The 24,888-nt window shown below is 57.8% G+C and carries 23 protein-coding genes and 2 rRNA genes; 5 read left to right on the top strand and 20 right to left on the bottom strand.

What is annotated here, in order from left to right:
• Positions 1–77: 77 nt before the first annotated feature.
• From AXF13_RS02540 to AXF13_RS15700, 10 genes are all read right to left on the bottom strand, one after another.
• Entirely contained in the window at positions 78–497 is a 420-nt protein-coding gene (locus AXF13_RS02540) for a YbjQ family protein (protein ID WP_062251526.1), read from the bottom strand.
• Positions 498–739: 242 nt separating this feature from the next.
• Positions 740–1,744: an MCP four helix bundle domain-containing protein gene (locus AXF13_RS02535; RefSeq protein WP_062251525.1), complete on the bottom strand. Its 1,005-nt coding sequence runs from the start codon at positions 1,742–1,744 to the stop codon at positions 740–742.
• Positions 1,745–2,268: 524 nt separating this feature from the next.
• A complete protein-coding gene (locus AXF13_RS02530) occupies positions 2,269–2,904 on the bottom strand; it encodes an HAD family hydrolase (RefSeq protein ID WP_062251524.1) in 636 nt (211 codons plus the stop codon).
• Between the two features lie 229 nt (positions 2,905–3,133).
• On the bottom strand, positions 3,134–3,832 hold the full coding sequence (locus tag AXF13_RS02525) for an acyltransferase (protein WP_083521925.1): 699 nt from the start codon (positions 3,830–3,832) through the stop codon (positions 3,134–3,136).
• Complete coding sequence (locus tag AXF13_RS02520; RefSeq protein WP_008686201.1) at positions 3,833–4,603, bottom strand: 3-deoxy-manno-octulosonate cytidylyltransferase; 771 nt, start codon at positions 4,601–4,603, stop codon at positions 3,833–3,835.
• Between the two features lie 31 nt (positions 4,604–4,634).
• Positions 4,635–5,699 (bottom strand): glycosyltransferase family 8 protein, encoded by a 1,065-nt coding sequence (locus AXF13_RS02515; protein ID WP_062251523.1) that lies wholly within the window; start codon positions 5,697–5,699, stop codon positions 4,635–4,637.
• On the bottom strand, positions 5,692–6,606 hold the full coding sequence (locus AXF13_RS02510; protein WP_008686203.1) for an NAD-dependent epimerase/dehydratase family protein: 915 nt from the start codon (positions 6,604–6,606) through the stop codon (positions 5,692–5,694). The genes AXF13_RS02515 and AXF13_RS02510 overlap by 8 nt, the downstream gene beginning before the upstream one ends.
• Before the next feature lie 2 nt (positions 6,607–6,608).
• Positions 6,609–7,400, bottom strand: a complete 792-nt coding sequence (locus AXF13_RS02505) for an HpcH/HpaI aldolase family protein (protein ID WP_008686204.1) — start codon at positions 7,398–7,400, stop codon at positions 6,609–6,611.
• Positions 7,401–7,880: 480 nt separating this feature from the next.
• Positions 7,881–8,249: a helix-turn-helix domain-containing protein gene (locus AXF13_RS15705; RefSeq protein ID WP_083521923.1), complete on the bottom strand. Its 369-nt coding sequence runs from the start codon at positions 8,247–8,249 to the stop codon at positions 7,881–7,883.
• A 24-nt stretch (positions 8,250–8,273) separates the two neighbouring features.
• Positions 8,274–8,645 carry a helix-turn-helix domain-containing protein gene (locus AXF13_RS15700; protein WP_083521922.1) on the bottom strand — a complete coding sequence of 124 codons (372 nt, stop codon included), beginning with the start codon at positions 8,643–8,645 and terminating at the stop codon, positions 8,274–8,276.
• A gap of 748 nt (positions 8,646–9,393) precedes the next feature.
• On the opposite strand from AXF13_RS15700, the gene AXF13_RS17000 reads away from it, so the two are divergent.
• Together AXF13_RS17000 and AXF13_RS16420 are read left to right on the top strand one after the other, a co-directional pair.
• Positions 9,394–9,579 (top strand): hypothetical protein, encoded by a 186-nt coding sequence (locus AXF13_RS17000; RefSeq protein ID WP_190276372.1) that lies wholly within the window; start codon positions 9,394–9,396, stop codon positions 9,577–9,579.
• A 159-nt stretch (positions 9,580–9,738) separates the two neighbouring features.
• Positions 9,739–9,921, top strand: a complete 183-nt coding sequence (locus tag AXF13_RS16420; RefSeq protein WP_150116056.1) for a hypothetical protein — start codon at positions 9,739–9,741, stop codon at positions 9,919–9,921.
• 620 nt (positions 9,922–10,541) lie between these two features.
• On the opposite strand, the gene AXF13_RS02500 is transcribed toward AXF13_RS16420, so the two are convergent.
• Complete coding sequence (locus tag AXF13_RS02500) at positions 10,542–10,769, bottom strand: hypothetical protein (protein WP_150116055.1); 228 nt, start codon at positions 10,767–10,769, stop codon at positions 10,542–10,544.
• A gap of 51 nt (positions 10,770–10,820) precedes the next feature.
• Between AXF13_RS02500 and AXF13_RS02495 the strand changes: the two genes are divergently transcribed.
• Together AXF13_RS02495 and AXF13_RS02490 are read left to right on the top strand one after the other, a co-directional pair.
• Entirely contained in the window at positions 10,821–12,788 is a 1,968-nt protein-coding gene (locus AXF13_RS02495) for a molybdopterin biosynthesis protein (protein ID WP_062251521.1), read from the top strand.
• 147 nt (positions 12,789–12,935) lie between these two features.
• The gene (locus AXF13_RS02490) at positions 12,936–13,265 is read left to right on the top strand and encodes a CGGC domain-containing protein (RefSeq protein WP_062251520.1); all 330 of its coding nucleotides are present in this window, start codon (positions 12,936–12,938) and stop codon (positions 13,263–13,265) included.
• A 158-nt stretch (positions 13,266–13,423) separates the two neighbouring features.
• Here the strand turns inward: AXF13_RS02490 and AXF13_RS02485 are convergent, their stop codons facing one another.
• The 6 genes from AXF13_RS02485 to AXF13_RS02460 form a co-directional block, all read right to left on the bottom strand.
• On the bottom strand, positions 13,424–13,990 hold the full coding sequence (locus AXF13_RS02485) for a nitroreductase family protein (RefSeq protein WP_062251519.1): 567 nt from the start codon (positions 13,988–13,990) through the stop codon (positions 13,424–13,426).
• A 120-nt stretch (positions 13,991–14,110) separates the two neighbouring features.
• A complete protein-coding gene (locus AXF13_RS02480; protein ID WP_008686209.1) occupies positions 14,111–14,539 on the bottom strand; it encodes a TOBE domain-containing protein in 429 nt (142 codons plus the stop codon).
• Positions 14,540–14,964: 425 nt separating this feature from the next.
• Entirely contained in the window at positions 14,965–15,684 is a 720-nt protein-coding gene (locus tag AXF13_RS02475; protein ID WP_008686210.1) for a flagellar basal body L-ring protein FlgH, read from the bottom strand.
• A gap of 33 nt (positions 15,685–15,717) precedes the next feature.
• Positions 15,718–16,953 carry a flagellar basal body P-ring formation chaperone FlgA gene (gene flgA / locus AXF13_RS02470; RefSeq protein WP_223299960.1) on the bottom strand — a complete coding sequence of 412 codons (1,236 nt, stop codon included), beginning with the start codon at positions 16,951–16,953 and terminating at the stop codon, positions 15,718–15,720.
• Positions 16,954–16,997: 44 nt separating this feature from the next.
• Positions 16,998–17,783, bottom strand: a complete 786-nt coding sequence (gene flgG, locus AXF13_RS02465; RefSeq protein WP_008686212.1) for a flagellar basal-body rod protein FlgG — start codon at positions 17,781–17,783, stop codon at positions 16,998–17,000.
• A gap of 45 nt (positions 17,784–17,828) precedes the next feature.
• Positions 17,829–18,623: a flagellar hook-basal body protein gene (locus AXF13_RS02460; RefSeq protein ID WP_062251517.1), complete on the bottom strand. Its 795-nt coding sequence runs from the start codon at positions 18,621–18,623 to the stop codon at positions 17,829–17,831.
• Positions 18,624–19,006: 383 nt separating this feature from the next.
• Here AXF13_RS02460 and AXF13_RS02455 point away from each other — a divergent pair, with 383 nt between their 5' ends.
• Entirely contained in the window at positions 19,007–20,158 is a 1,152-nt protein-coding gene (locus tag AXF13_RS02455) for a KamA family radical SAM protein (protein WP_062251516.1), read from the top strand.
• Positions 20,159–20,351: 193 nt separating this feature from the next.
• Here the strand turns inward: AXF13_RS02455 and AXF13_RS02450 are convergent, their stop codons facing one another.
• The 3 genes from AXF13_RS02450 to AXF13_RS02440 all read right to left on the bottom strand — a co-directional run bounded on the left by AXF13_RS02450 (position 20,352) and on the right by AXF13_RS02440 (position 24,885).
• Complete coding sequence (locus AXF13_RS02450; protein WP_062251515.1) at positions 20,352–21,428, bottom strand: NAD(P)H-dependent amine dehydrogenase family protein; 1,077 nt, start codon at positions 21,426–21,428, stop codon at positions 20,352–20,354.
• A gap of 365 nt (positions 21,429–21,793) precedes the next feature.
• Positions 21,794–21,908, bottom strand: a 5S ribosomal RNA gene (gene rrf, locus AXF13_RS02445).
• Positions 21,909–21,953: 45 nt separating this feature from the next.
• A 23S ribosomal RNA gene (locus AXF13_RS02440) occupies positions 21,954–24,885 on the bottom strand.
• Positions 24,886–24,888 lie beyond the last annotated feature (3 nt).

The following is a 24,888-nucleotide window of genomic DNA, read 5'->3' as shown; positions in this document are numbered from 1 at the left end:
ACGGCTTTTTAACATTGGCGCCTTGCTGCGCACTGAGGATTTTTCTCCTCTGCCCGCGCCGGACTGAGGAGAAGTTGTTAAATCATATCGCTGTTGGGCTGCTGCTCCCGCTCCCTGAATTTCTGCTGGAGCATGAGCGGCAGGGAATCCGGGTCCGCCGGGTCGTATTCAAACATGACGGCCGTACCGAAGCAGGAGAAATATTTGCTGCCGTCAGGATGAAAGGCCACATTTTCATTATAGCCCACAATGGCCTGGGCCCCTTTGTTCATGGCCCGGCCCGCCATGCCGAAAAAGGCCTCTTCCGAGTCATAGCCCCGGCAGCAGACCAGGCCCAGCACCTTGGCGATGCGGCGGCCCTCCACCTGATGGGTGGTCACCACGGGAAAACGTCCGGCCAGAAAGACGTCACGCACGCGCGCGGTGGCGTCGGACGCCCGCGTCTGTTTCTCAGCCTTGCGGGCTTTTTTGTCATTGCCTCCCAGCAAAAAAAACATGCTGACCTCCGAACTTGGCGAAATCGGCGCACTTGGCGCTCTTGAATTGCCGGACCTGGCCGGACACGCAAAACTTTTCCGTTCTCCTTTTTGCAAACAGCTTGCCAAGCATATTTTTATCTTAATTATTCATAGGTTGGATATAAAAAATCCCGACAACTGTCAGCGTCTTGACGGTTGCCGGGATGAGGTGCTCCGCTTTCCGGAGAAAGGAAGCCGGAGCTTTGCAAAAATATTTTGCGCTACGACTGATTGGCCGCCCGCGCAAAGGCGTTATACGCCTCGCGGCTGCGACCGACGATACTATTCAGATCGCGCCGCAACGGGCTGTAAAAGCCTTCGGAGAGACCGCGCGCGAGTCCCTGGGGAAAGAGCGCGGCTTCCTTGAGAAAGGCCCGGTAAACCCGTTCCAGTTCCGGCGAAGCCGGGAAAGGCGGCCGCCCGGCAAGGGCAATGGCGGATTCCAGCTCCTGACGCAATTGCTCCAGGGCTTCCTTATCCGGCTTTTCCGGGCCGAGCAATCCGGCAGCCTTGCGGAAAAGGGAAAAAATCTTTTCAGCCGCCACAATCTGCCGTTGAAGCGGATGGTCGCGCAGCAGCACGTCCTCGGCCTGCGCGGCCCGGGCCTCCACAACTTCCAGATAACTGTCGCGGGCGGCCATAAAGGTCGCATGGGCCGCGCCCAGGCTTGCCGCCAGCTTTTTCCCCTGGGCTCCGTCGTCCCGGATGCTGTCGTCGCGCACGTATTTTTCCAGGGCCTTGTAATCCGCCAGCATGGCGTCCAGGGACTTGTCCATGTCCGTGACCCATTGAGCCAGATGCGCTTCCACCTCAGCCGAAAAAAGCCCCTTGGCGGGCGCGAGGCCTTTGGCCGCTTCGCCGCGCGCGCCGCGTACGGCGGGCCGGGGCGCGAGCTGCCAGTCTTCCAGATAGGCGCGCACATTGGTCAGCAACGCGTCGGGCTGGCCGTACCAGCCGCTGGCCAGCACTCCGGCGGCGGTATTGTAAAAGGCCACCATCCTGTCGGCCTGCTTCTTTTCCTCAGGCGTGGCCGGAGGCCGGGATACGGGCGCGGGGACAACGGAGGGAGCGGAAGCGGCAGACCCCGGCGAAGACGGCACGGCGTCAGGTGAGGCGGGCGCGCTTTGTCCGGCGGCACTGCCGCTTTTCTGGTCGTCGTCGGAACCGCAAGCCGCCAGAGCAAAGACCAGGCACAGGCAGCAGAACAAAAATAGTGCTTTTTTCATGGGAATAAACCGGGTTGTGCCTCTGTGCCGGGGGCTCCAGCGGAGAGGCGGGAATGCGTACAACAAAGCAAGGAAAAATGGCTCTAATCAGTGCTTCCGCAGGCCAGAGCATTTCAACTTTGAAATGCTCTAACGCCGAACGCGGTGAGGCGCGCCGCGAAGACCGACCCGACGGGCGGCCCGTAGGGCCGTGCCTGTAGCCCAAAGGGCGTACAGGCATCGAGAGCAACGCGGCGTGGATTCCGGAAAAGCGACCGAAGGCAGCCCGAAGGGCTGTCCCCGTTGGCGACAACGGAGCCATACGGGGATCGACAGCAGCGATAACCGCGCTTTTTCCGGAATGTCCCCTTTGAAGCGCAAAGCATTTCAAAGGTAATCTATTCTAGTCTCTGATCACAAAAATTTCGAGCATAGCCATGCTCTCAATTTTCGCAGGATCATCAGCGAAAAACCGCGTTTTTCACTGACCCACGGCGGCTACGCCCCGCAAAACCCTACAGGTTTTGGATGTCTAATTTTTCAAATCAGACCCTGGCCCTGATCCAGTCATTGAGCCCGGTGAGATCCTCGCCCCAGGGGAAGGGGCCGCCCTTGAGCTCCTGCCCTACCCCGTAGAACAAGGTGCCCACCTGTTCCGCCGCGTCGCGGTCCGTCACGGCGTCGCCCACCATCAGGGCGTTTTCGGGCTCCACCCCGGCGCTGCGCACGATTTCGGCCAGCAATTGGGCCTTGGCGGGCGGCGAACCGTGAATACCGGTAAAATAACCTTCCAGCCGCCGTTCGTGCAGCACCAGGCGCAGTTCCTCTTCCGGCGCGCCGGAGCAGACATAGAGCGGCAATCTGCCGTGCCAGCTTTCCAGCACGTCCCGCACGCCGGGAATCAGCGGGCAGCGACGCACTTCGTCCAGGGTATACTCCGCGAAGCGGCGGCCCCATTGGGTGGATTCCTCTTGGCTGATCTCGCGGCCCAGCACTTCGCGGAAGAACCACTCGAACTTCTTGTAGCGGCTGACCCCGCCGTGCACCGTATGGTACATGACGAAGCGGTCCCGCGCTTCCGGGCCGAAAGGCTCGGCCAGCCGGGCGAAGGCCCGCGTCTTGACCGGCACGCTGTCCAGAATCACTCCGTCGCAGTCAAAAACCAGACATTGCAAAGGCATAAATTTTCCTCAAAAAATAACGTCACGTATTGTCCCGGTTGCAACGGCGCATGCGAGAGCATTTCAAGTGTCAAATGCTCCGGGGCTGTTTCTAAATTGAGGCGTTTTGCCTTTCCAGCGAGGAAAACAAGCTTTTTGCGAAAGGAGTATACTCTCAATGGTACTCGACTGGAGCAAAAAGCGCAGATTGACGAAGCTGGAAGGCAAAAGAACCAATTTAGGACAGCCCCTAGCCCCGGCGGCCGATAACCTTGGCCGGCACCCCGGCCACAATGGAAAAAGGAGCCACATTGCGCGTCACCACAGCGCCCGCGCCGACCACGGCCCCGCGCCCGATGCGCACGTCGGGCGTGATCACGCAGTTGGCCCCAATCCAGACATCGTCTTCAATAATCACTTGGCCCGGCTGATGGCCCTGGTGCATGATGGGCAGATCCTGGCGCGCGAAGCGGTGATTGGCCGCGCGGATCACCGTGCCCGGCCCGATGGCCGTCTGCGCGCCGATCTCGATGCGGCCGTTGTCGGCCCCCAGATGGGCGCAGGGCGACACGGCCACATTCTCACCCAGCGTCAGGCTGCCGCCCCCGGCGGTCACGAAACAGCCCCGCCCCAGGCGCACGCCCCGGCCCAGACGCATATTGCGGCACCCGGCCAAGGTCAGGCCCGTGCCGAAACGCACCGAGCCGCAGGCCGCGAACAGCCAGCGCCAGGCCAGCAGGCGCAGGGCCAGGCCCAGAGGCGTGGGCACCCAGGCAAAAAGTGCGATCCAGAACTCTTCCAGGGCGGCCCCCAGGCGGGATTGGGCCGACGGCCTGTCTACATGCCCTGGGCCGCACGCACCACAGGAGCCGCAAGAACCGGAAGCCCCGGCGGAATCGGAAGAGCCCGGCGCGCCCGGAGGCGTGGCGGGCGAAGCGGGCCGCGCCATTTACTTGCTGTACTCCCGCATCAGGTCGTCGCCCTCCATGAGCCGGGCCACGCGCGCCAGATCCTCGGGCGTGTCCACGCTCCAGGTGCGGCAGTCCGTGGGCACCATGCGCACTTTTTCCCCGTATTCCAAAATACGCATCATATCCACGGATTCGTAGATTTCCAGCGGACTTTCCTCCATTTCATTGAAGCGGAGCAGATAATCGCGTCGGAAGGGAATAATGCAGACCTGTTTGCGCATGGGCACTTTATCCGAACCTTTTTTACGGGACGGAATGGGCTCGCGCGAGAAGTACAGGGCGTTATTGAAGCGGTCCACCACCACCTTGACCTCGTTGGGGTCCTCGAATTCTTCCAAGGTGTCCATCTCGGCCATGAGATTGACCACATTGATGGACGGATCGTCCAGCATGGGCTGCACGGCGGCGTCGATCATCTCTGGCCGGACCATGGGCTCGTCGCCCTGGACCATGACCACGATGTCGGCCTTCTTGCCCGTGGCCTCTTCGATCTTGAGCAGGGCCTCGGCGGTGCGCGTGGAGCAGCGCACATGGTGGTCGCCGGTCATCACGCATTTGAGGCCCGCATTCTTGCAGTAATCCTCAATGATGCTGTCGCAGGTGGCCACATAGGTATCGGACAGCACCTTGCTCATGGCCGTGCGGAAGGTCACATGGCCCACCATGGGCACATTGTGGATCAGGGCCAGCGGCTTGCCGGGATAGCGGCTGGAACCCATGCGCGCCGGGATGATGGCGATGATGTTCATTGATTCCTTCTCCTTGGAAAAGATGGCGATGTTATGTACGCGGCTGCAGACGCCGCAGCAGATCTTCCAGTTTTTTCCGCGCCGCGCTTTCGGCGGCCAGCCGCTCCCGCAGGGAGTTCAGGGCCTGTTCACTTTTGCCGATGGTATCAAAGAGCCCCCGCAAAAGATAGAAGGCCCCACCCTCGCCGTAGGCCGCGTTGTCCACCGGCCCGGCATAGGGGCTGCCGCCCAGGCGCAGCCAGCGGGCGTAATCCCGCTGCCATTCGGGGAAGCAGGCGGCCGTGAGCCCGTCGTTCCAGAGCTTGTACGCGCCGAAGGCGTGCACCACAGGCGCATACACGGTCGCCGGATTGCGCGGATGGCAGTTGAAGCGCCGGGGCAGTTCGGCCAGTTCGCCGGGCCGCTCGATGCGCATCCACTGGGCCAAGGCATTGAGAGCCGCCTGATCCGGATAGCGCAGCTTGGGACCATGGGCTTGCAGAAAATCCAGACAGCGTCGCTCCAGCGCCTCCGGATCGCGCAGGCCGCGCCGCCAGACCATGACGCCGGTATTCAGATTGGGCGCGTCGCCGTCCACACCGGGCACGGGCTCATAAAAATTGACAGCCGCCCCGCAGGTGCGGCCCTCGCCGGTGAATTCGGGATCTTCCACGGCCAGAGCCAGCGGGCCGTGGCTGAAGACATCCCCCAGGTCGTCCTGCACCACCAGGTCGGTATCCAGCCAGAGCACGCTTTCATAGTCGGCCAGCAGGCGGAAACAGGCGAATTTGGCCAGGGAGAGCGGGGAAAGAAGGCGCACGGCCTCGGGTCGAAGACCGTCGCAGGCCACGGCAAACGGTTCGCAATGCGCGCCCAGGCCTTCCAGCAGGGCCCGGTCCGACGGGCGCAGGCCGTCGTCGTGAAAGACGAGAATATCCGCGCCCAGATCCGGATTGTGCCGCCGCAGGGCCAGCAGCAATGTCCCGGCCGCAAAGGCCCAGTCGCCGGTGACGCCCAACGTCACCAGACGGGAGGACTTGCGGGCAGGCGCGCGACCAGGCTCGCAAAAAGGCCGGGCGTCGCCGCCCGCCAGGGCGTCAGGCGCCGTCTCAGTCATCCGTGGGGACCAGATATCCCCCTTCGGCCTGCAATTCCGTGTGCAGTTCCCTGTGCTCATCTTCCATGACCCGCAAAATGCCCTGCCCCAGGTCCACTGTCAGCGGCGGCACCAGCTTGCGGCCCACCTTGGGCATGAAAGCGTAGGGCGTGACCTGGTAATGTCCGCTATTGGGATCGTTCTGATAGTTGATGGTCAGCTCCTTGCCAAGCATTTCGCCGATCATCTTGAACAGATCCCCGACCCGCATGGGCTGGTTGCCGGAAATGATGATGTTCTGATTCTCGAATTCCGGGGCCAGCACCGCCAGGGTGGCCGTGGAGGCGTCGTCCACGTGCACGTATTCGCGCAGGGCCGTGGGCGCGCCGTAATAGGTGATCGCTCCCGTGGTCAAGGCTTCGTAGACAAAGCGGTGGATGGCGTTGCGCCTGTCCGCGCGCGGGCCGTAGAGCGAGCCGTAGCGCAGTATGGTATACGGCAACTTGTGCATGGCCTGGTAGTTCTCGATATAAATCTCGCAGGCCTGCTTGCTGCAACGGTAAAAGCCGCCGGATTTGCCGTAGACATAGAGGGAAGAGGCGAAGACGTAACGCCTGACCCGCTCCCTGCGGCAGGCCTCAAGGATCATGACGTTGCCCAGGACGTTGATCCGCGCCGTGTCCACCGGGCGGTTGTTGGCCTCGCCGATGTCCGCGATGCCCGCGTAGTTGAAGACCATGTCCGCGCCTTCCACGCCCCGGCGCACGGTTTCTTCGTCCAGGATATTGCCGGTCAGCATGGTCTGGTCCGGACGCAGCCAGGGCGAGGGATGCAGATCCACAATGGTCACCGCGTGCCCGGCCTCGGAGAGCTTGTCGCAGATATGCGAGCCCAGAAAGCCGGAACCGCCGAAAACAGTTATTTTCACAGCTAGTTCTCCACGCCGGGGCGTTCGGCCCCTTGCCATAAAAATACCGAATCAATGCCGTAGGCGATGAAACGGCTGCCCGCCGCCACCTGCCGGGCCAGTTCCGCCGGGTCCGGCTGCACGATATGCAGGCCCATGCGCGCCTTGTGCTTGCGGCAGGCCGCCTGAATGCGCGCCATGGCCGCCTGGAAGTCCGGATGGTCGAATTGCGCGGTCAGGCCCATGCTGCCCGAAAGGTCGTAGGGCCCCACCATGATGGCGTCCAGGCGGGGATGGGTCAGAATGGCGTCCAGATTGTCCACGGCCCGGATGTGTTCGATCTGGGCCACCAGAAACAGCCCCGGCGCGCGTTCTTGCCGGTAGTTCTCAAAATCCTTGCCGAAGACGTTGGCCCGGCAATAGCCCACGCCGCGATATTCCGCGGCGGTTTCGCCCGCTTTGCGCCAACTGTCCTGACCGGGATACACGGACCAGTCAATGGCCCGGTCGAGCTGTTCCCGGCTTTCGATCATGGGAAAGATCAGGCCCTGGGCCCCGGCTTCCAGCGCGGACTTGATCTGGCTTTTTGCAGCCTCGGGCAGGCGGGCGAAGGGCGCGGCCCCTCCGCACTCAATGGCCCGGAAGATATCCGGCAGGCCGGTGCGGCCGAAGGAGCCGTGTTCCATGTCCACGGCCACCCAGTCGTATCCGGCGCGCGCCATGAGCTCGGCCACGTCCGTGGAGGGCAGTTGCAGCCAAGTGCCCACGGTGGGCTTGTCGCGGGCCAGCAGGGCGCGGATGTCATGTACTGTCATATGAAAACGGCTTGCCGCCGGGGGTTGGAGTTGCGGGACGATGCAGCATAGCGCTTGGCCGTCCGGGGCGCAATATCTCCGCCGGGGGCATGCAGGGCAATCAAATGAATAGGATGAGCATTTTTTGTGTCCGGAGTGAAAAAGAAAAACACTCTTGCCCCAGCCTTCCTGTGCCTTTGCAATTATTTTACAAAATCCGCCTCTTCCGCGCGGGCGGCGTTATCGGCGCGTTTTTGCTGCTCACGTACTTGAGTAGCGCACCTCACGGTGGAAAAGATCGCGCGGCACAGGCGGGAAGGCCGTAACCAGGTCGTGAAGGCCCAGAGGCGCAGCCCGCAGAAATGACACCCCCGAAGCGGCTGCCGCAGTTCGCCCCACAGTCGGAACCAAAGGTTCTCTTCTCCCGGCAAGAAGAACGCCCCCACTTTTCGCAAGTGGGGGCGTTCTCTGAGTCTAGGGGAATATTTTATAAGTAGGCCCCTATTCTTTCCATTTTGAAAGACGCTGTAATATAAAAGTCATCCGCTGGTATTTTAGTATTTCTTCATCTGTAGCATCCTTCAAAAATCTAATAAATTCTTTCGATGACTCTTCTACTATTTCTTGTAGAGGGCCATCGTCAATTTGTACTACTAGAGAAATAGGTAAGCCTAATCCTTTAGATATAGCAAAAATTCGGGAATAAGCAGGATTTTCTCGTCCATGCTCAATGTTTGATAATGTATTTGCCGGTACACCGGATAATCGTGATAGATCTGCAAGCGATAAATTGGCTTGTTCCCGAAAGCACTTTATACGCTTTCCAATGCGTATTAACTCTTCCGATTCTTTATAGCTATTTTTAGCCATTGTACTTACATCAAATATTAGTTATTAATCTTTTTCTTTCCAAGAATTGATTCTTTGAAATATAAGAATAAGTTGATTGAGCTTTTTACGTTCTTCATCATTCAGTTCATTAAACAATATTAGCAGTTCTTTTGCGGACTCAATATATATATCCCGCAACATCATATCCTCATATTGGACAAGAACTGTAATAGGTATACCTAATCCAGCAGCTAAATTACATAGTGTTTCATATCGAGGATTTCCTTTTCCTCGTTCAAGTTCGGCAAGTGTAGTCGGTGCCACATCGGCCAGAGCAGCGAGTTGGGCGATAGTGAGCCCAGCGCGCTCTCTGTACGTCCGTACTCGCCTGCCAAGCAAAATCGACCGGCTTATGCGCTTTTCTGACTGATTCATCCTTTATACATAGCAGAAAACACTATCAATGGGATCAGTTTATTACGTAAAAATTGGAACAGTATATATCAAAAAAATTTCTACTTAACAATATCTATTACCACAGATATATATTTAAAAATATAATAATTTTACATAGATAAAAATTATTGCCGAAAATTTGATTCAAATAAATGCGGTAAACACTATAAAAAACATACATACAAACTATTCATAAGCAAATCTATCATAACTAGCTGTATTCTTTAAATAGATTTCCTCCTTCCACCATTGCATCAGCATAACTATTTAAAATGAAAGAATATTTAAAAAAGAAGTGTCAAATTTGGAAGGGGTCAATGGAACCAAATTTTTCTAGATATCCCATGACCTCATATGATTCCAGCGTATTATTTGATTGTATTAATGAAAAAAGTCACGCATCGCCCAAGTGGATACTTACTGGACGCGGGGATCAGTATATCACCGCTAACTCAGAATCTATTTCTGAAAAAATAGATATAATTATGCAGTTAGCTAATAAAAATAAAATGGTTAGAAAAAGAATGCTGTATCTATATGGAAAGAAAAGTTGCTTTTTATCCTAACTATATCCATATTACTAATACAAATAAATCAAATATTTTATTTTTTGAATATAGTTGTAGTCCAAATTTGAAATAATGTAATGCTCTAAATTTTTAGGCTCCGCAGAATAAAGTGAATGTAAGAAATCATTATACCTGAATTTCTAACACTTGGAGACAATATGTTATTAAATATAACATCTCAAAACAAGTTTGATATTTATGTAGATGACCCCAAATATATTCTTATACGCTTATACGAAGTTACAAAAACAACCAAACCGCAAGAGCTGGCAGAGATACTTCACACTGATATTTCTGCCATCGCAACTCTTATGGAAGAAAATCACATTCCATGTACTGGTTGATGGTACTTCACGCAACAAACAATGTTTCTCCAATGTGGATTCTCTTTGGTATAGGAGATATTTATTACAAGGATTGCTATTTTGATGCACTCGGTCTTCATTCTGCATGGGTTGGTTAGCTATAGGTTCTGTTATTCAACATTTAACTAGGAGTCTATCATGACTACAGAATCAAAAACATCAACCAATTTTGGGAAAAAATTTTCTTCAAAACTATTAGAACCAATCCTTCAGCGACTTAATGTAAATACATCTTTTGAGGCCGCAATGATTCTTGATGTGCGGCCATCAGTCTTTTATGAGAGTGAAAAAAAGGCAGCATTTCAGATGAAATTTATATAGCTCTAGCACGACACGGTATTGACATAAGAGAGCTTATATCAAAAAAAGCGCCTATAGAAATAGTAGAGCTTTTATCTGAAATTTTGGGTGTTGAACCCGAAGCAAGTGTTATTGCCCAAGCACTTGGAGTAAGAAATGAAGATATTACATTGTGTGAAAAATTAGACTATATAACGAATAAACTCTGTATTGCACTTGCAAGAAAGGGCTATGATATTAGAGAGTTTTGGATGAATACAGCCTCCTTGGAGCAATGAAAGTTCTCCCAAAAGCCCCATCTGGGGCTTTTTGTAAATCTCTATGCCGATAAAACAACTTATTATAAAAGTATTTCAATACCTTTTCGACTGATTATGTCTAAAAGTTTGCATGAAGGGCCGCCAGTATTTTTTGCCTGCCTCCCATGCGGGTACTGTCGAGGTGCTGGTATTTATGTACATGGCAAACACGCTCTGGCTTACTTGCAAGCTACTACGCAATGCTTTGACTTGTTCTGTATATTTGGGACTTGAAGAGCTTGATAGATAGCTTCATATGTCTGCAAACGACGCTTGTTCATGATTTCTGCCGAATGCGGATCATTCGCAGTTTCATAGACTCCCTCTAAAATCCGACTACGTTCAGGCATGATGTACCTCCTGAATTTTTCCCTCTATGATGGCGGTATCTAAATCTGAATCTGTATACTCTAGCAAATCCTGAGCAAGCATTTGCAGATACGAAAGTTCCGCCAGGGTAAGATTTTCTTTTTCATTCCGGCGTTTTTTCATGATCGCCGCCGCGCGGCCCCGCCAAAGCCCGTCCTTCTTTCCCTTTGCCCACAAAGCGGCTATGCTGGCCGGGAACACGTTTATCCGCGCAGTTGGCGCAATTGGCGCCATCGGCCCCAGGAGAAGCCCATGTCTTTCAAACGCAACGTCTATCTGAAAACCCTGTCCCTGCCCGAGGCAGTGGGCAAAGTGCTGGACGCCCTGGCCCGATCCACAGTGCGGGGTGACGTGCCCGCGCCCGCGCCGGGCAAAACGCTCTGCCCGGCCCAGGAGGCCGTGGGCCGGGTGCTGTACGAGGCCGTGCACGCCCGTTATTCCTCGCCCACCTGCCATGCGGCGGCCATGGACGGCTACGCCGTACGCGCGGCGGACACCTTTGCGGCGCGCGAGGGCGAGCCCGTGCTGTTGCGCGAGGGCGAAAGCTGTTTCGCGGTCAATACCGGCCATCCCCTGCCCGCGGACTGCGACGCCGTGATCATGATCGAGCACGTGGCCGTGGACGGCAAGGGCGGCGTGAGCATCGAGGCCCCGGCCTTTCCCTGGCAGCATGTGCGGCGCATCGGCGAGGACATTGTGGCCACGGAACTGCTCTTCCCGCGCAACCACCAGATCCGGCCCTGCGACGTGGGGGCCCTGCTCTCCGGCGGCATCTGGGAGGTGCCGGTATGGGAGCGGGTGCTGGTGCGCATCATCCCCACCGGCGACGAGGTGCTGGACTTCGAGCAGCGGCCCGATCCGGGCCGGGGGCAGGTGGTGGAATCCAACTCCCAGGTGCTGGCGGCCCTGGCCCGCGAGCTGGGCTGCCGGGTGGAGCGCGTCAAACCCGTGCCGGACCAGCCTGAGCAATTGCGCGCGGCCCTGCGGGACAGCCTGGACGCGGGCGCGCATGTGGTCATCTTCTGCGCCGGTTCCTCGGCGGGCAGCAAGGACTACACCCGCTCGATCCTGGAAAGCGAAGGGGAAATTCTGGTCCACGGCATCGCGGCCATGCCCGGCAAGCCCTCGCTGGCGGCCATCTGCCGGGGGCGGCCCGTGTTCGGCGCGCCGGGCTATCCGGTGAGCAGCCTGATCTGCTTTGAGGAACTGATCACCCCGGCCATCTGCCTGCTGGCCCATCGGCCCCTGCCCGCGCGGCCCGAAATCGAAGTGGAGCTGACCCGCAGCCTGCCTTCGCGCCTGGGCCTGGAGGAATTCGTGCATCTGGCCGTGGGCCGGGTGGGGGAAAAGGCCGTGGGCATCCCGCTCAACCGGGGCGCGGGCAACATCAGCACCGTGACGCGCGCCCAGGCGGTCATGCGCATCCCGGCCGAGGCCGAGGGCGCGGCCGAAGGCAGCCTGGTGCGGGCACGGCTTTCCGTGCCGCCCGCCCGGCTCTATGACAATCTGATCTGCGTGGGCAGCCACGACAACGTGCTGGACCTCCTGGCCGATGAACTCATGGGCCTGCCGCACGCCTTCCGCCTGATTTCCGCGCACGTGGGCAGCATGGGCGGCATCACGGCCCTGAAAAAGAATGCCTGCCATATTGCGGGCATGCATCTGCTGGAAGAAGACACCGGCGACTTCAATTTCGCCTTTCTGCACAAATATTATCCCGCAGGCAGAATCATCCTGCTCAATCTGGCCATCCGTCAGCAGGGCCTGATCGTCCCGGCGGGCAACCCCAAAGGCATTCAGGGCGTGGAGGATCTCAAGGGCCGGGGCCTGCGCTACATCAACCGCCAGCGCGGCGCGGGCACGCGCATTCTCTTTGACTGGCATCTGCGGCGCGCGGGCCTCAAACCGGCCGACGTGGACGGCTACGCCAAGGAGGAAAGCACCCATATGGCCGTGGCCGTCAACGTGCTGACCGGCGCGGCGGACTGCGGCATGGGTATTTTCGCGGCGGCGCGGGCTTTGGGCCTGGATTTCGTGCCCCTGGCGCGCGAGCGCTATGATCTGGCTGTTCCCGAACGCTTCTGGGAAGACCCGCGCATTCTGGCCGTGCGCGACATGCTGCTGACCGATGCCTTCAAAACCCGCCTGGAAAATCTGGGCGGCTATGAAACCCGGCTCACCGGCCGGATCATGCGGCCCGGCGTCCGATTGGGGGAATAGAACGTTATGCGCTTGGGCGGCGAGCAATGTTCAGGCGGCCCACATCGCCCGCCGCCCCATGTTCCCATTATTCCACTGTTCCGCTGTAAACGACGGCATAAAGGGCCACGGGCTCGAAGTTACACGCATATCTCAGGAGGACATACCATGAAAGTCGGCATTATTCGTTGCCAGCAGACAGAGGATTACTGCCCCGGAACCACGGACTTCGTCACGGCCGCCAAAGGCAAGGGCTCGTTTGAAGCTCTGGGGGCCTGCGAGGTGGTGGGCTTCATTTCCTGCGGGGGCTGTCCCGGCAAGCGCGCCGTGCTGCGTGCCCAGATGCTCCGCGACCGGGGCGCCGAGGCCGTGGCCCTGGCCTCCTGTATCACCACGGGCAACCCCATCGGCTTTCCCTGTCCCAACCGGGACATGATGTTGGCGGCCATCCGCCGCAAACTGGGAGACGATTTCCCGGTGTTGGAATACACCCATTAGAGCAAAATAACTTTGAAAAGGCGGCTGCGAAAACTGGCACCTTCTCAAAGGTAATCCGCTCCAAGGCGGATCGCCTTGCTTTAGATGAAAGCAGGAGCGGCGGCCGGATCGCATGTCCGGACGCCGCTCCCTCTTTTTTATCCGTCTGGGAAACCCGTTCAGGCCTTTTGCCAGGAAAATACCAGGGGGTCTCTCCGCTCCGACGGCGGCAGCTTTCCTTTGCTGTAGCCCAGACTCATGGGACAGACCAGGGAGTAGGACCCCGGTACATTGTGAGCCCGCTTGAATTCGGGCGTATCCAGAACATGCTCGCCGAAGCCCAGCCAGCAGGAACCGATGCCCATGCTGTGCGCGGCAAGCATAATATTGGCCGCGCACAGAGTGCAGTCGTAGACATACCAGTGGGACGCCGTATCGCCGTAAATAAGCAACAAGGTGTCGGCATGGTTGAACACGCTGTAGGAAGGTTTGTCCAGCCACTCCCTGTATTGCTCAAAATAGGGGTAGGCGTCGAGATTTTCCAGGAGCCAGGCCCTGGCCGTTTCGGAAAGGAAGCGGATTTCCTCCCTGTCCTGAATGACCGCGAAACCCCAGGGCTGCTCGTTGGAGCCCGTGGCCGCCTTGACGCCCAGCGTCAGAAGTTCGCGCAGGGTCTCCTCCTCAATGTGCCTGTCCGTATATGTGCGTATGCTGCGTCGTGTTCTGATGCATTCCAGAATGTTCATATTGTTTCTCCTTACGAATAAAATGACACGCCCCAAGCATACCTCCACTCCGCACCAAAGACAAAGGGGCGCGCCGCCGTGCGACGCGCCCCCTCAGGCGAAAAAACGCTGCCCCGCGCCTTACTTGGACACGGCCAGGATGACGTGCATGGCCTTGACGATGGCCGTGACTTTTTTGCCCGGAGCCAGCTGGAGCTTGTCCACGCTGCCCATGGTCACGATGGAGGTGATGCCCGCGCCGCCGGGCAGGTCCACCAGCACTTCGGCATTGACCGCGCCGGGAGTGACCTTGGCCACCGTGCCGTTGAACTGGTTGCGGGTGGAGAGCAGATAGTCCTCGGCGTCGTTCATCAGCAGGACAAAGCTGGCCTTGATCAGGGCCATGGCTTCCACGCCGGGCTTGAGGCCCAGCTTTTCGGTGCTGGCCTGGGTGATGGAAGCCACAATGGTTTGGCCGCCCTCGACGCTCAGTTCCACTTCATCATTGACCGCGCCGGAACGGACCGCAACAACTTTGCCGTGAAAAACATTTCTTGCGCTGGTTTTCATACTCTTTCTCCTTGCTGCGGTGCGAAGTCCGCATCTATGGCGACGGTTTTCCGCCGCCGCAATGTCATTATTGAATACCTGATTATATAAACGCTTTCAGATCAAAGGTCCAGCCTGTCACGCTTTCCGGTGCCCATCCCGCCTTGCCGCGGGGTAATTCCACTCCCCGCGCGCCGCCAACTCCCTGAACCCCTTTAAAATCACGCTTTCAACAAAAAGCGTGATCATTCTCACGCTTTTGCCTCCGCCGATCCTTAATCGACGGCCCCAGATATTTTTTTAGAAAAAATATCCCGGGCATACAAAAAGGCGGAGGGGGAGCTCCGCCTTTTGCCATCCGGATGGAGGCCGGATGTTGTATCCCGGCGAGATTGGGGCACGCCCGGCATTTGGAAATTCTGTTTCTATTTTTCCGCGGACACGCCTCAGAAGGGCCAAATATTATCCATCAGCCGTGTAAACCAGCCCGGCTTCTGCTTGTCGGCCAGCACGCCGCGTCCGTAGTATTCAATGCTCGCATCCGCGATCTGGGTGGAATAGACGCTGTTTTCCGCATCCACGTCCTTGGCGCGGATCATGCCGCGCACCACCATGTACTCGGTTTCCTCGTTGACCCGGATCTCGCGCGCGCCCTCGATCTGCAGCAGGCCGCCGGGCAGCACGCGCAGGACACGGGCCGCCATGGAGGTGGTCACGTAATTTTCACGCTTGGTCTTGCCCGTGGCCGAAAGATCGCTGACCGACGAGGTGTTCAGCACCGGCGTGCCCACGCGGGCCTGCGGGCCGATGCCCACCAGGGGCACAAAGCCGGTCTTGCTTTTGCCGAACATGGCGGCGACCTGGTAGTCGTTAGAGCCGTCCTTGTTGGCCGTGGTTTCGGCCTTGTTCTGGGCCTTGGTGTTTTCCACCAATTTGACCACCACGATGTCGCCCACGCGCCGGGCGCGGCTGTCGGCAAAGAGGGTGTCCTCCTCGCTGGCGGCGAAGAGCGAGCCGGGATTGTTCGGGCCGCTGGTTTCCTGGCGGTATTCCTGCGGCGGCGTGACCGGATGCTGCAGGGCCGGGCGCTTGTGCGCGCCGCCTCCGCAGGCCGCGCAGAGCAGAAAAGCCAGCCCCAGGACCGGGACGATCAGTTGTGTCTTCATACGCTCCACTCCTCTCAGCCGCGATGAGACGGCCTAATGTATCTCCACTGTGCTGCCGTCTTTGACGGTGGCGTAGATCTGCTTTTTGGTTTGCAAATTCCGCACCGGAATCGTGGCGCCGGGTTCGCCGTCCGCCAGGGCTTCCGCCTGGGTGGTCATGCGCAGATTGCCGCGCGTGTAAATCAAGCTCAGTATCGTGCCGCGCCGGACCATAAGCTGGCTGGCAAGATCGCTCTGCAGGATGGGCTCGCCCGTGATCAGGGAACGCGTCACCTGCCAGGGGCCGCCGTGGCCGTCCCAGGGCAGATCGCGCAGCTGGCTGGCGTTGATGCGCATGAAGGTCACGGCTTCGGGCGTCAGCGCGTCGCCTTTGCCTAAAGGCCGGGAAGCCGCGGGCACGGTGATCCAGAGGGTCAGGTTGACCGTGCCGGACACCCGCCGCAGCACCGTGCCGTCCGCCTCCTGCACGGCGAAGCGCAGAGGCACGCGGCCCGGCGTGAGCTTGCCGGGCTCCAGCTGGACGCGCTGCTGACTGTGTGCCAGGAAAATGTATTCCGGCAGACGAAACTCGTTCAGTTCCGCCTCTCCGGGCATGGCGGACAGTTGCGGCGTCAGGCTTTTGACGACATAGGAACGCAGGTCATCTTCCCTGAACACCAGGCCGCCGCGCTGGATCACCAGCGAGGTGGGCAGAATGCAGCGCGCGGCCAGCTCATTGCCCAGGCTCTGGCGCAGGGCCTGGGAGAGGCGGGAGCGGTTGATCTGAAGGGGTTTGCCCTCTTCCGGCGGCGCGGGCCAGAGCCGGCGGCTTTTAAGGTCGCTCCAGAGCGCGGGGTCCATATGCCCCAGGGGCGCGGCAATGTCGCCCAGCAGCACGCTGTCGGTATTGGTCACGGCCGCCGGGGCCACCTTGAGCCGCCACTCGCCCTGTTCCAGCATGGGCAACTGATCTCCGGACGCCGGGGGCGCCGCCAGGGGCGCGGCATTGGCCGCGATGAGACCGCGGGTCTTGGCCGCGCGCTGGTCCTGGGCATCGTCGGCCAGAGGCAACTGGGCGGCGCGCACCTGCGGCGGACGCAACTGGCGCTTGATCTGCGAGGGCGAGCGGCGGTTGTTGCGCTCGCTGTCCTGCCAGACGGCCTGCGGCACGCCGCCCTGGGGCCAGGCCCGCAACGGCGCGGGCCACAGGGTGCAGAGCAAGGCCAGGACCACGGCCAGAACCGGCGCAACAGCCGATTTTCGCGCCGAAATCCCTTGCATGGTAAGCATATGCCGTCCGCCCCGCATCTCCCTTCGCTCCTAATTGAAATGCCCTAACTGCGCTTGAGCTGCACAGCCATGCCCAGCATGGAGTCCGAAGTCTGAATGGCCTTGGAGTTGACCTCGTAAGCGCGCTGGCCCACGATCATATTGACCATCTCGTCCACCACTTCCACATTGGACATTTCCAGAAAGCCCTGGGCCAGAGTGCCCACGTTGTCCGTGCCGGGCACGCCTTCGGTTTCCGCGCCCGAGGCTTCGGTGGGCGTGTAGAGGTTGCGGCCGCGCGCGTCCAGGCCCGCCGGATTGATGAAGGTGTAGAGAGGAATTTCCGCGCCCGCGATTTCCTGGCCCTCGCTGTCCAAGGCCGCGATGTGCCCGGTGGAGGAAATGGAAATGTTCTTGGTTTCCGCCGGGACGGCGAATTCCGGCTGCAGAATGTAGCCGTTGGCCGTGACCACGGTGCCGTCCTGATTGAGCTTGAAGGAACCGGCGCGGGTGTACATCAGTTCGCCGTTCACATCCACCTGGAAAAAGCCGTCGCCTTCAACGGCCACGTCCAGGGCGTTGCCCGTATTCTGGAAGTCGCCCTGGGTGAAGAACTTGTGCACGGCCGTGGGCCGCACGCCCATGCCCACCTGGATGCCCACGGGCAGCCGGTTGTCGCCTTCGGTAATGGACCCGGCGATCTTCATGGTCTGGTACATCAGATCCTCAAACTCGGCCCGGCTTTTTTTGAAGCCCGTGGTGTTGACGTTGGCCAGGTTGTTGGAAATGACGTCGATGTTGAGCTGCTGGGCCACCATGCCCGTGGCGCCGGTATACAGGGAACGCATCATGGGGATTTCTCCTTCTCTCAGTCACGCGGGAGGGCCGCGCGCGGGCTAGCCCTGGCGGCGCCCTATTTTTTCATTGGCCGCACGGTCCAGGCTGTCCGAGGACTGCATCACCTTTTGATAAGCCTCAAACTGACGCTGCACCTCGATCATATTGACCATTTCCGTCACCACCTGCACGTTGGCCGCTTCGGCGAAGCCCTGCTCCAACCGCGCACCGGCCAGGTAGGCGTCGCCCTCGGCCACAGCCACTTTTTCGCGCGGGCGGAAAAGGTTATGGCCCAGTTTTTCCAGGTTCTGCGGATCGTCCACGTTGATCAGCGCGATCTGGTTGACCACCGCGCCGTCGGCAATGACCTGGCCGTCGCCGCCGATGAGCACATTGCGCGTGCCCGCCGGGATGACGACATTGCCGCCCGTTCCCTGGAGCGGATAGCCCTGGGGGGTCATCACCGTGCCGTCGCCGGACAACAGAAAATGCCCGTTGCGCGTCAAATAATCCCCGTTGGGCGTGGTTACCCGGAAAAAGGCGTTTTCGCCGTTGATGGCCACATCCAGCGGATCGCCGGTGAACTGCATGGAGCCCTGGGAAAAGTCGATTTGGGACACGGCGACGCGCGGGCGCGCCATGTTCTTGGGCTCGGGAAACAGGGGGTCGGAACGCAGATTCATCAGCGGCTCGCGGATTTCGTCATGCGCGTAGGAGGCCATGGTATCCTTGAATGCCAGGGTGTCGCGCTTGTAGCCGTGGGTATTCACGTTCGCCAAATTATTGGCGATGAAGTTCATGCGGTGTTCTGTGGTCAGCGCGCCGAACAGCCCGCTAAACAACGCGTCTTGCATAAAAAACTCCTTTGTCCGCAGCTTGTTGCCCAAAACGGGACGAAGCCGTTGCCCAAGGCCGGAGAGGCCTTTGCCGAAAAATATGCAAGGAGCGGGCCAATCAGCGGCGGCACGGCCGGCCGTTTCGCGCGCGGCGGCCGGGACGTGAACGGAGCCCTATGGATTTGCAGGCACTCCGGACCGACTCTGAGTAAATATTTTTATGTTCTATATCAGTTAATTAATTATTTATTACATAGAAGTACAACAAGTAAAGAAAACTTTTCTCATTTTGAAATGCGGAACATCGTCGGACCGGCAAAAACAGTAACGCAAAAATAACTTGCCTTGTATCCACACAGCATGTTATGTATTTGATACAATCCGAAAAAGGAGGTGCGCCTATGCCTTGGCAGAATATGCTCAATGAAAATATGACGACAGCTGAGCAACTGCAAAAGCACATCTTCTTCCGGGAAGAGCATTTGGAGCAATTGCAACGGATTAGCAAGCGGTTTCCCTTCTCGATTCCGCCCTATTATCTGTCTCTGATCGACCCATCAGATCCTCATGATCCCATACGGAAGATGTGCGTTCCCGCCCTGGACGAGCTTGACCCGGGCGGACGCCTCGACACCAGCGGCGAAGCATCAAATACGGTGCTGACAGGCTTGCAGCACAAGTACAGACAGACGGCGCTGGTTCTCTCCACCAATGCCTGCGCCATGTACTGCCGCCATTGCTTCCGCAAGCGCCTGGTGGGTCTGGAAGGCCGGGAAACGCAGCCGCGGCGCGACAAGATCCTGGCGTATATCCGCAAGCATCACGAGATCAGCAATGTTCTGCTTTCCGGCGGCGACGCCCTGCTCAACCCCACGCCCGTGCTCCATGAATACCTGGAGGAGCTGAGCGGCATGGAGCATCTGGATGTCGTCAGGATTTGCAGCCGCACGCCGGTAGTTCTGCCCATGCGGATTTACATGGATCAGAAGCTGCTGGACCTGTTCAAGGAATACGGCGCGCAAAAACATCTCTGTCTGGTCACCCAGTTCAACCACCCGCGCGAACTGAGCCCGCAGGCCCAGCGGGCCCTGGACGCCCTGCAGGAATGCGGCGTCATGGTGCGCAATCAGACAGTGCTGCTGCACGGCGTCAACGATCACGGCCCGACCCTGGGAAAGCTGCTGAAGGAGTTGGTGCGCCGAGGCGTCGTGCCCTACTACGTTTTTCAATGCCGCCCTGTAACCGGCGTAAAAAACAACTTCCAGGTGCCCATTTCGCAAGCCTACGCCATCGTGGAAGAGGCCAAGCAAATGCAGAACGGCCTGGGCAAGACATTCCGCTATGTGCTTTCGCACGAGACAGGCAAGATAGAAATACTCGGTCCTGTGGGAAACGGGCGCTGGCTCTTCAAGTATCACCAGGCCAAGACGCAGGAAGACCAGGGCCGTCTGTTCAGCGTGACGCTGCGCCCAGGCCAGCGCTGGCTGGGCGGGAAGGATGTGCGTGAGATTCCGTGGGAAGACGCGGAGGATTCCGTGGGCGCGTCCGCCTGAGCATGTCAACACAAGAAGATTGCGGAATGCTCCGGCGATGAAACGTCAAAGCCCGGCTGTTGGAATGGCCGGGCTTTGACGTTTCGAGTTCTTCACGGCGGCCGCCATAAAAAACCGTGCCCCATTGCGGAGGCACGGCAATAAAGTGCAGATGCAATACCCACGCTCGGCTTGCGGGGCGCGTGACGGGCCATCACTTGGCGAGATAAGCCTCCAGCGGCTTGACCCTGTAGCTGTTGACGGGCATCAGATCTGTGGTCACATATCCCGGAGCGGCATTGATCAGATCCGGGATACGGTTCACAATGGTGGCGCAGGTCAATTCCACCGTGGCCGGACGGTTGATGACCACTTGCGTGTCCGGTTCCCCGTAAAGGGTCCAATCGTTGCGGTCAAATTCCTCGGGCGCGTAGACCTTGCCCACGCACTCGGTTTCCAGGGTCACGCCCTCCTCGGTCTCGGTGGTGACCACAGCGGACATGCCCGTGGCATGGCCTGCGGGAATGGTCATGCCTAGGGTTTCCGAATGTAATTCCTTGTCATAAGTCTGAGGAACACATTTCTGCACCTGGCTTTTGACGGTCAGGCCCAGACGTTCGGCCAGCCAGCCGTTGACGTTCCACATATAGGAGGGCAGAAATTCGCCTTGGTCGATAAGTTTCTGCCGTTCCGCCGGAGAAATATTGTCCGCGGCCGCGATCTCTTTCTCAAAGTCGGCCAGGTTCAGGCCCGTGCCGTGGGCTTTGGCCAGGGCGATGCCGTAGTCCTCCACATTGTAGCTGGAGCTGCCCCGAATCGTGTTGATTTTGTGCATGGCCCCGGCCAATGTGGCGATAAGATTGCCCCAGAAAACATCCTGATAGCCCGAGCCGCTGATAGTGCAGCCGGTCTTTTTCGCCAGGGCGTCCACCTCGCGGGTCAGGGAGGGCGAGGAGTTCATGGGGAAAATGGCTTCCTCATTGGTGGTAATGGCATTGACGCCGTTTTTGGCGCAGACCAACAGAGCGTCGCGGATGTCGCGCATCAGGCTCATGGTGGTGATAATGCAGGCGTCGGGCTTGAGAGAGGCCAATACGGCATCAGCCTCGGCGGCGTCACGCACCTTCACGCCCTTGGCCGGGCCGCCCATGATCTCACCGATATCCTTGCCGATAATTTCCGGATTGACGTCAAAGGCAGCCACAATTTCTCCGCCCTTTTCATATATGTAGCGCATGGTATATTTAGCCATTTTACCGCAGCCGTACTGCGCGATGCGTAACTTAGCCATGGCCGTTCTCCTTGAAGTTGAAGGTGGGAGAGACAAACAGTCTCCATCCTAGAGAGTTAGTGCCGGAAGCGGCAAAGCACAAGTGGGCAGGATACGCCGAGATAGCGTCAAGGAAGCGGCGTGCAGGCGCGAAGAAGCCCGAGAGGATACCTCCCAGCGGCAAAAAAACTCCCCGGGCAGTTTTAGAAGCAGGCGCGCGGGTTTTCCAGCCTGTCCGGTTCAAGATAAGGTGAAGAAGGGAGGAAGGAAGCGGTGGGCTGGTTCGGGGATTCGCGGACTTGGGGGGTCTTGCAGGCGCGGCAGCATAGAGCGGACAAGAGAAGCCCCCCTTGCGCTGAGAGCGGCGAGGGGGGCTTCCGAGCAATTTTTGGCAGCGGCCTACTTTCCCACATGACGTTATGCAGTATCATCGGCGAGGAAGAGCTTAACTACCGAGTTCGGAATGGGATCGGGTGTACCCTCTTCTCTATGGCTGCCAAAAAATTTGGCAAAATATAATTGACAGGGAAGGAAGGAGTTTTTCAAGAGAACAAGCCTCACGGGCTATTAGTACTGGTCAGCTCCACGCCTCGCGGCGCTTCCACCCCCAGCCTATCAACGAGGTAGTCTACCTCGGCCCTTCAGGACTTGCGTCAGGGAGAACTTATCTTAAGGCAGGCTTCCCGCTTAGATGCTTTCAGCGGTTATCCCTTCCGCACATAGCTACCCTGCTATGCCGTTGGCACGACAACAGGTCCACCAGGGGTGCGTCCATCCCGGTCCTCTCGTACTAGGGACAGGCCCTTTCAATTCTCCAGCGCCCACAGAAGATAGGGACCAAACTGTCTCACGACGTTTTAAACCCAGCTCGCGTACCACTTTAAACGGCGAACAGCCGTACCCTTGGGACCTGCTTCAGCCCCAGGATGTGATGAGCCGACATCGAGGTGCCAAACCGCATCGTCGATGTGAACTCTTGGATGCGATCAGCCTGTTATCCCCGGCGTACCTTTTATCCAATGAGCGATGGCCCTTCCATTCGGGACCACCGGATCACTAACACCTACTTTCGTACCTGCTCGAGATGTCTCTCTCGCAGTCAAGCTCCCTTATGCGTTTGCACTCGACGGCTGGTTTCCAATCAGCCTGAGGGAACCTTTGCATGCCTCCGTTACATTTTAGGAGGCGACCGCCCCAGTCAAACTACCCACCAGACACTGTTCCCTCGCCGGCTTACGGCTGAGGGTTAGGGACCTGAAAAAACAAGGGTGGTATTTCAACAATGGCTCCCTCCATACTAGCGTACAGAGTTCACAGCCTCCCACCTATCCTACACATGCAGGTTCAAATCCCAATGTCAAGCTATAGTAAAGGTGCACAGGGTCTTTCCGTCTTTCTGCGGGTACACGGCATTTTCACCGCGACTTCAATTTCACCGAGTCTCTGGCCGAGACAGTGTGGAGATCGTTACGCCATTCGTGCAGGTCGGAACTTACCCGACAAGGAATTTCGCTACCTTAGGACCGTTATAGTTACGGCCGCCGTTTACCGGGGCTTCAATTCGGAGCTTCGCTTGCGCTGACCCCTCCTTTTAACCTTCCGGCACCGGGCAGGCGTCAGTCCGTATACGTCGTCTTTACGACTTCGCACAGACCTATGTTTTTAGTAAACAGTCGCCACCACCATTTCTCTGCGGCTCCCTCAGGCTCAACAAGTGAATCGCTTCACCTAAAGGAGCACCCCTTCTTCCGAAGGTACGGGGTTATTTTGCCGAGTTCCTTGGCCAGAGTTCTCTCGAGCGCCTTGGATTATTCATCCCACCCACCTGAGTTGGTTTCCGGTACGGTTTGCGTGTTCTAAACTTAGAAGCTTTTCTTGGCAGCATAGACTCAGCGACTTCAGGGCTTACGCCCACGGACTCGCGTCTCAGCATACAGGGAAACGGATTTGCCTGCTTCCCATGCCTACTCGCTTGCACCGGGTAATCCAACACCCGGATCGCCTATCTTCCTGCGTCCCTCCTTCGCGCGAACACACAAGTACGTGAATATTAACACGTTTCCCATCAGCTACGCCTTTCAGCCTTGCCTTAGGGGCCGACTAACCCTGGGAAGATTACCTTTACCCAGGAAACCTTGGGTTTACGGCGAACGGGTTTTTCACCCGTTTTATCGTTACTCATGTCAGCATAATCACTTCTCCACAGTCCAGCATGCTTTACAACACACCTTCAGCCCATGAAGAACGCTCCCCTACCAGACCGCATACGCGGAATTCAAAGCTTCGGCAGCATGCTTAGCCCCGTTACATTTTCGGCGCAACGTCATTAGACCAGTGAGCTATTACGCTTTCTTTAAACGATGGCTGCTTCTAAGCCAACGTCCTGGGTGTCTCTACAACGTCACCACCTTAACCACTGAGCATGCATTTGGAGGCCTTAGCTGTTGATCTGGGCTCTTACCCTCTCGACAATGGACCTTAGCACCCACTGTCTGACTCCCGTGGTACATCTGACCGGCATTCTGAGTTTGAAAGAGTTTGGTAATCTGGTAGGACCCCTAGCTCTGTCAGTGCTTTACCTCCGGTAGACAATCCACGAGGCTATACCTCAATATATTTCGGGGAGAACCAGCTATCACCGGGTTTGATTGGCCTTTCACCCCTATCCACAAGTCATCCCAACCGTTTTCAGCCGGTATGGGTTCGGTCCTCCACAAGGTTTTACCCGTGCTTCAACCTGCTCATGGATAGATCACCCGGTTTCGGGTCTAATCCGCACTACTATCGCCCTTATCAGACTCGCTTTCGCTACGGCTCCACTTACGCTTAACCTCGCAGTACAGATTAACTCGCTGACTCATTATGCAAAAGGCACGTGGTCACCATGCAAGCACGGCTCCCACAGCTTGTAAGCATCAGGTTTCAGATTCTATTTCACTCCCCTGACAGGGGTTCTTTTCACCTTTCCCTCACGGTACTGGTGCACTATCGGTCGTCGGTTAGTACTTAGCCTTGGAAGATGGTCCTCCCGGATTCCCACGGGGTTTCACGTGCCCCGCGGTACTCAGGTACCGGCTGTGTCACTTTCAGGTTCGGGTACGGGGCTGTCACCCGCTTTGGCAAAGCTTTCCAGCTTCCTTCCCCTGCCTACTCATGAATCACCTATGCCGGCCCTACAACCCCGGCTGGACGAATCCAACCGGTTTAGGCTCTTCCCCCTTCGCTCGCCGCTACTGAGGGAGTCTCGTTTGATTTCCTTTCCTTCAGGTACTGAGATGTTTCACTTCCCTGAGTTGGCTTCCTGCAAGCTATGTATTCACTTGCGGATGACGGGACATGACTCCCGCCGGGTTTCCCCATTCAGACATCCCCGGATCGCAGAATGTTTAGCTTCTCCCCGAGGCTTATCGCAGCTTACCACGTCTTTCTTCGCCTTCCGACGCCAAGGCATCCACCCGATGCTCTTGTATACTTGTTCTCG

It is taken from the genome of Desulfovibrio fairfieldensis (assembly GCF_001553605.1).
GTDB classification, from domain to species: Bacteria; Desulfobacterota; Desulfovibrionia; order Desulfovibrionales; family Desulfovibrionaceae; genus Desulfovibrio; species Desulfovibrio fairfieldensis.
The sequence above is the reverse complement of the archived record's forward strand: the minus strand, read 5'-3'. Positions and strand labels throughout refer to the sequence as shown.

Bases quoted from the DNA above. Each gene is read 5' to 3' on its own strand.
- AXF13_RS02515 (WP_062251523.1), bottom strand. From the start codon at position 5,699: ATGACTGAGACGGCGCCTGACGCCCTGGCGGGCGGCGACGCCCGGCCT.
- AXF13_RS02455 (WP_062251516.1), top strand. From the start codon at position 19,007: ATGCCTTGGCAGAATATGCTCAATGAAAATATGACGACAGCTGAGCAA.
- AXF13_RS02535 (WP_062251525.1), bottom strand. From the start codon at position 1,744: ATGAAAAAAGCACTATTTTTGTTCTGCTGCCTGTGCCTGGTCTTTGCT.
- AXF13_RS02490 (WP_062251520.1), top strand. From the start codon at position 12,936: ATGAAAGTCGGCATTATTCGTTGCCAGCAGACAGAGGATTACTGCCCC.
- AXF13_RS02460 (WP_062251517.1), bottom strand. From the start codon at position 18,623: ATGCAAGACGCGTTGTTTAGCGGGCTGTTCGGCGCGCTGACCACAGAA.
- AXF13_RS17000 (WP_190276372.1), top strand. From the start codon at position 9,394: ATGTTATTAAATATAACATCTCAAAACAAGTTTGATATTTATGTAGAT.
- AXF13_RS02530 (WP_062251524.1), bottom strand. From the start codon at position 2,904: ATGCCTTTGCAATGTCTGGTTTTTGACTGCGACGGAGTGATTCTGGAC.
- AXF13_RS02485 (WP_062251519.1), bottom strand. From the start codon at position 13,990: ATGAACATTCTGGAATGCATCAGAACACGACGCAGCATACGCACATAT.
- AXF13_RS15700 (WP_083521922.1), bottom strand. From the start codon at position 8,645: ATGAATCAGTCAGAAAAGCGCATAAGCCGGTCGATTTTGCTTGGCAGG.
- AXF13_RS16420 (WP_150116056.1), top strand. From the start codon at position 9,739: ATGACTACAGAATCAAAAACATCAACCAATTTTGGGAAAAAATTTTCT.
- flgG (WP_008686212.1), bottom strand. From the start codon at position 17,783: ATGATGCGTTCCCTGTATACCGGCGCCACGGGCATGGTGGCCCAGCAG.
- AXF13_RS02475 (WP_008686210.1), bottom strand. From the start codon at position 15,684: ATGAAGACACAACTGATCGTCCCGGTCCTGGGGCTGGCTTTTCTGCTC.
- AXF13_RS02495 (WP_062251521.1), top strand. From the start codon at position 10,821: ATGTCTTTCAAACGCAACGTCTATCTGAAAACCCTGTCCCTGCCCGAG.
- AXF13_RS02540 (WP_062251526.1), bottom strand. From the start codon at position 497: ATGTTTTTTTTGCTGGGAGGCAATGACAAAAAAGCCCGCAAGGCTGAG.
- AXF13_RS02505 (WP_008686204.1), bottom strand. From the start codon at position 7,400: ATGACAGTACATGACATCCGCGCCCTGCTGGCCCGCGACAAGCCCACC.
- AXF13_RS15705 (WP_083521923.1), bottom strand. From the start codon at position 8,249: ATGGCTAAAAATAGCTATAAAGAATCGGAAGAGTTAATACGCATTGGA.
- AXF13_RS02525 (WP_083521925.1), bottom strand. From the start codon at position 3,832: ATGGCGCGGCCCGCTTCGCCCGCCACGCCTCCGGGCGCGCCGGGCTCT.
- AXF13_RS02450 (WP_062251515.1), bottom strand. From the start codon at position 21,428: ATGGCTAAGTTACGCATCGCGCAGTACGGCTGCGGTAAAATGGCTAAA.
- flgA (WP_223299960.1), bottom strand. From the start codon at position 16,953: ATGCTTACCATGCAAGGGATTTCGGCGCGAAAATCGGCTGTTGCGCCG.
- AXF13_RS02480 (WP_008686209.1), bottom strand. From the start codon at position 14,539: ATGAAAACCAGCGCAAGAAATGTTTTTCACGGCAAAGTTGTTGCGGTC.
- AXF13_RS02520 (WP_008686201.1), bottom strand. From the start codon at position 4,603: ATGAACATCATCGCCATCATCCCGGCGCGCATGGGTTCCAGCCGCTAT.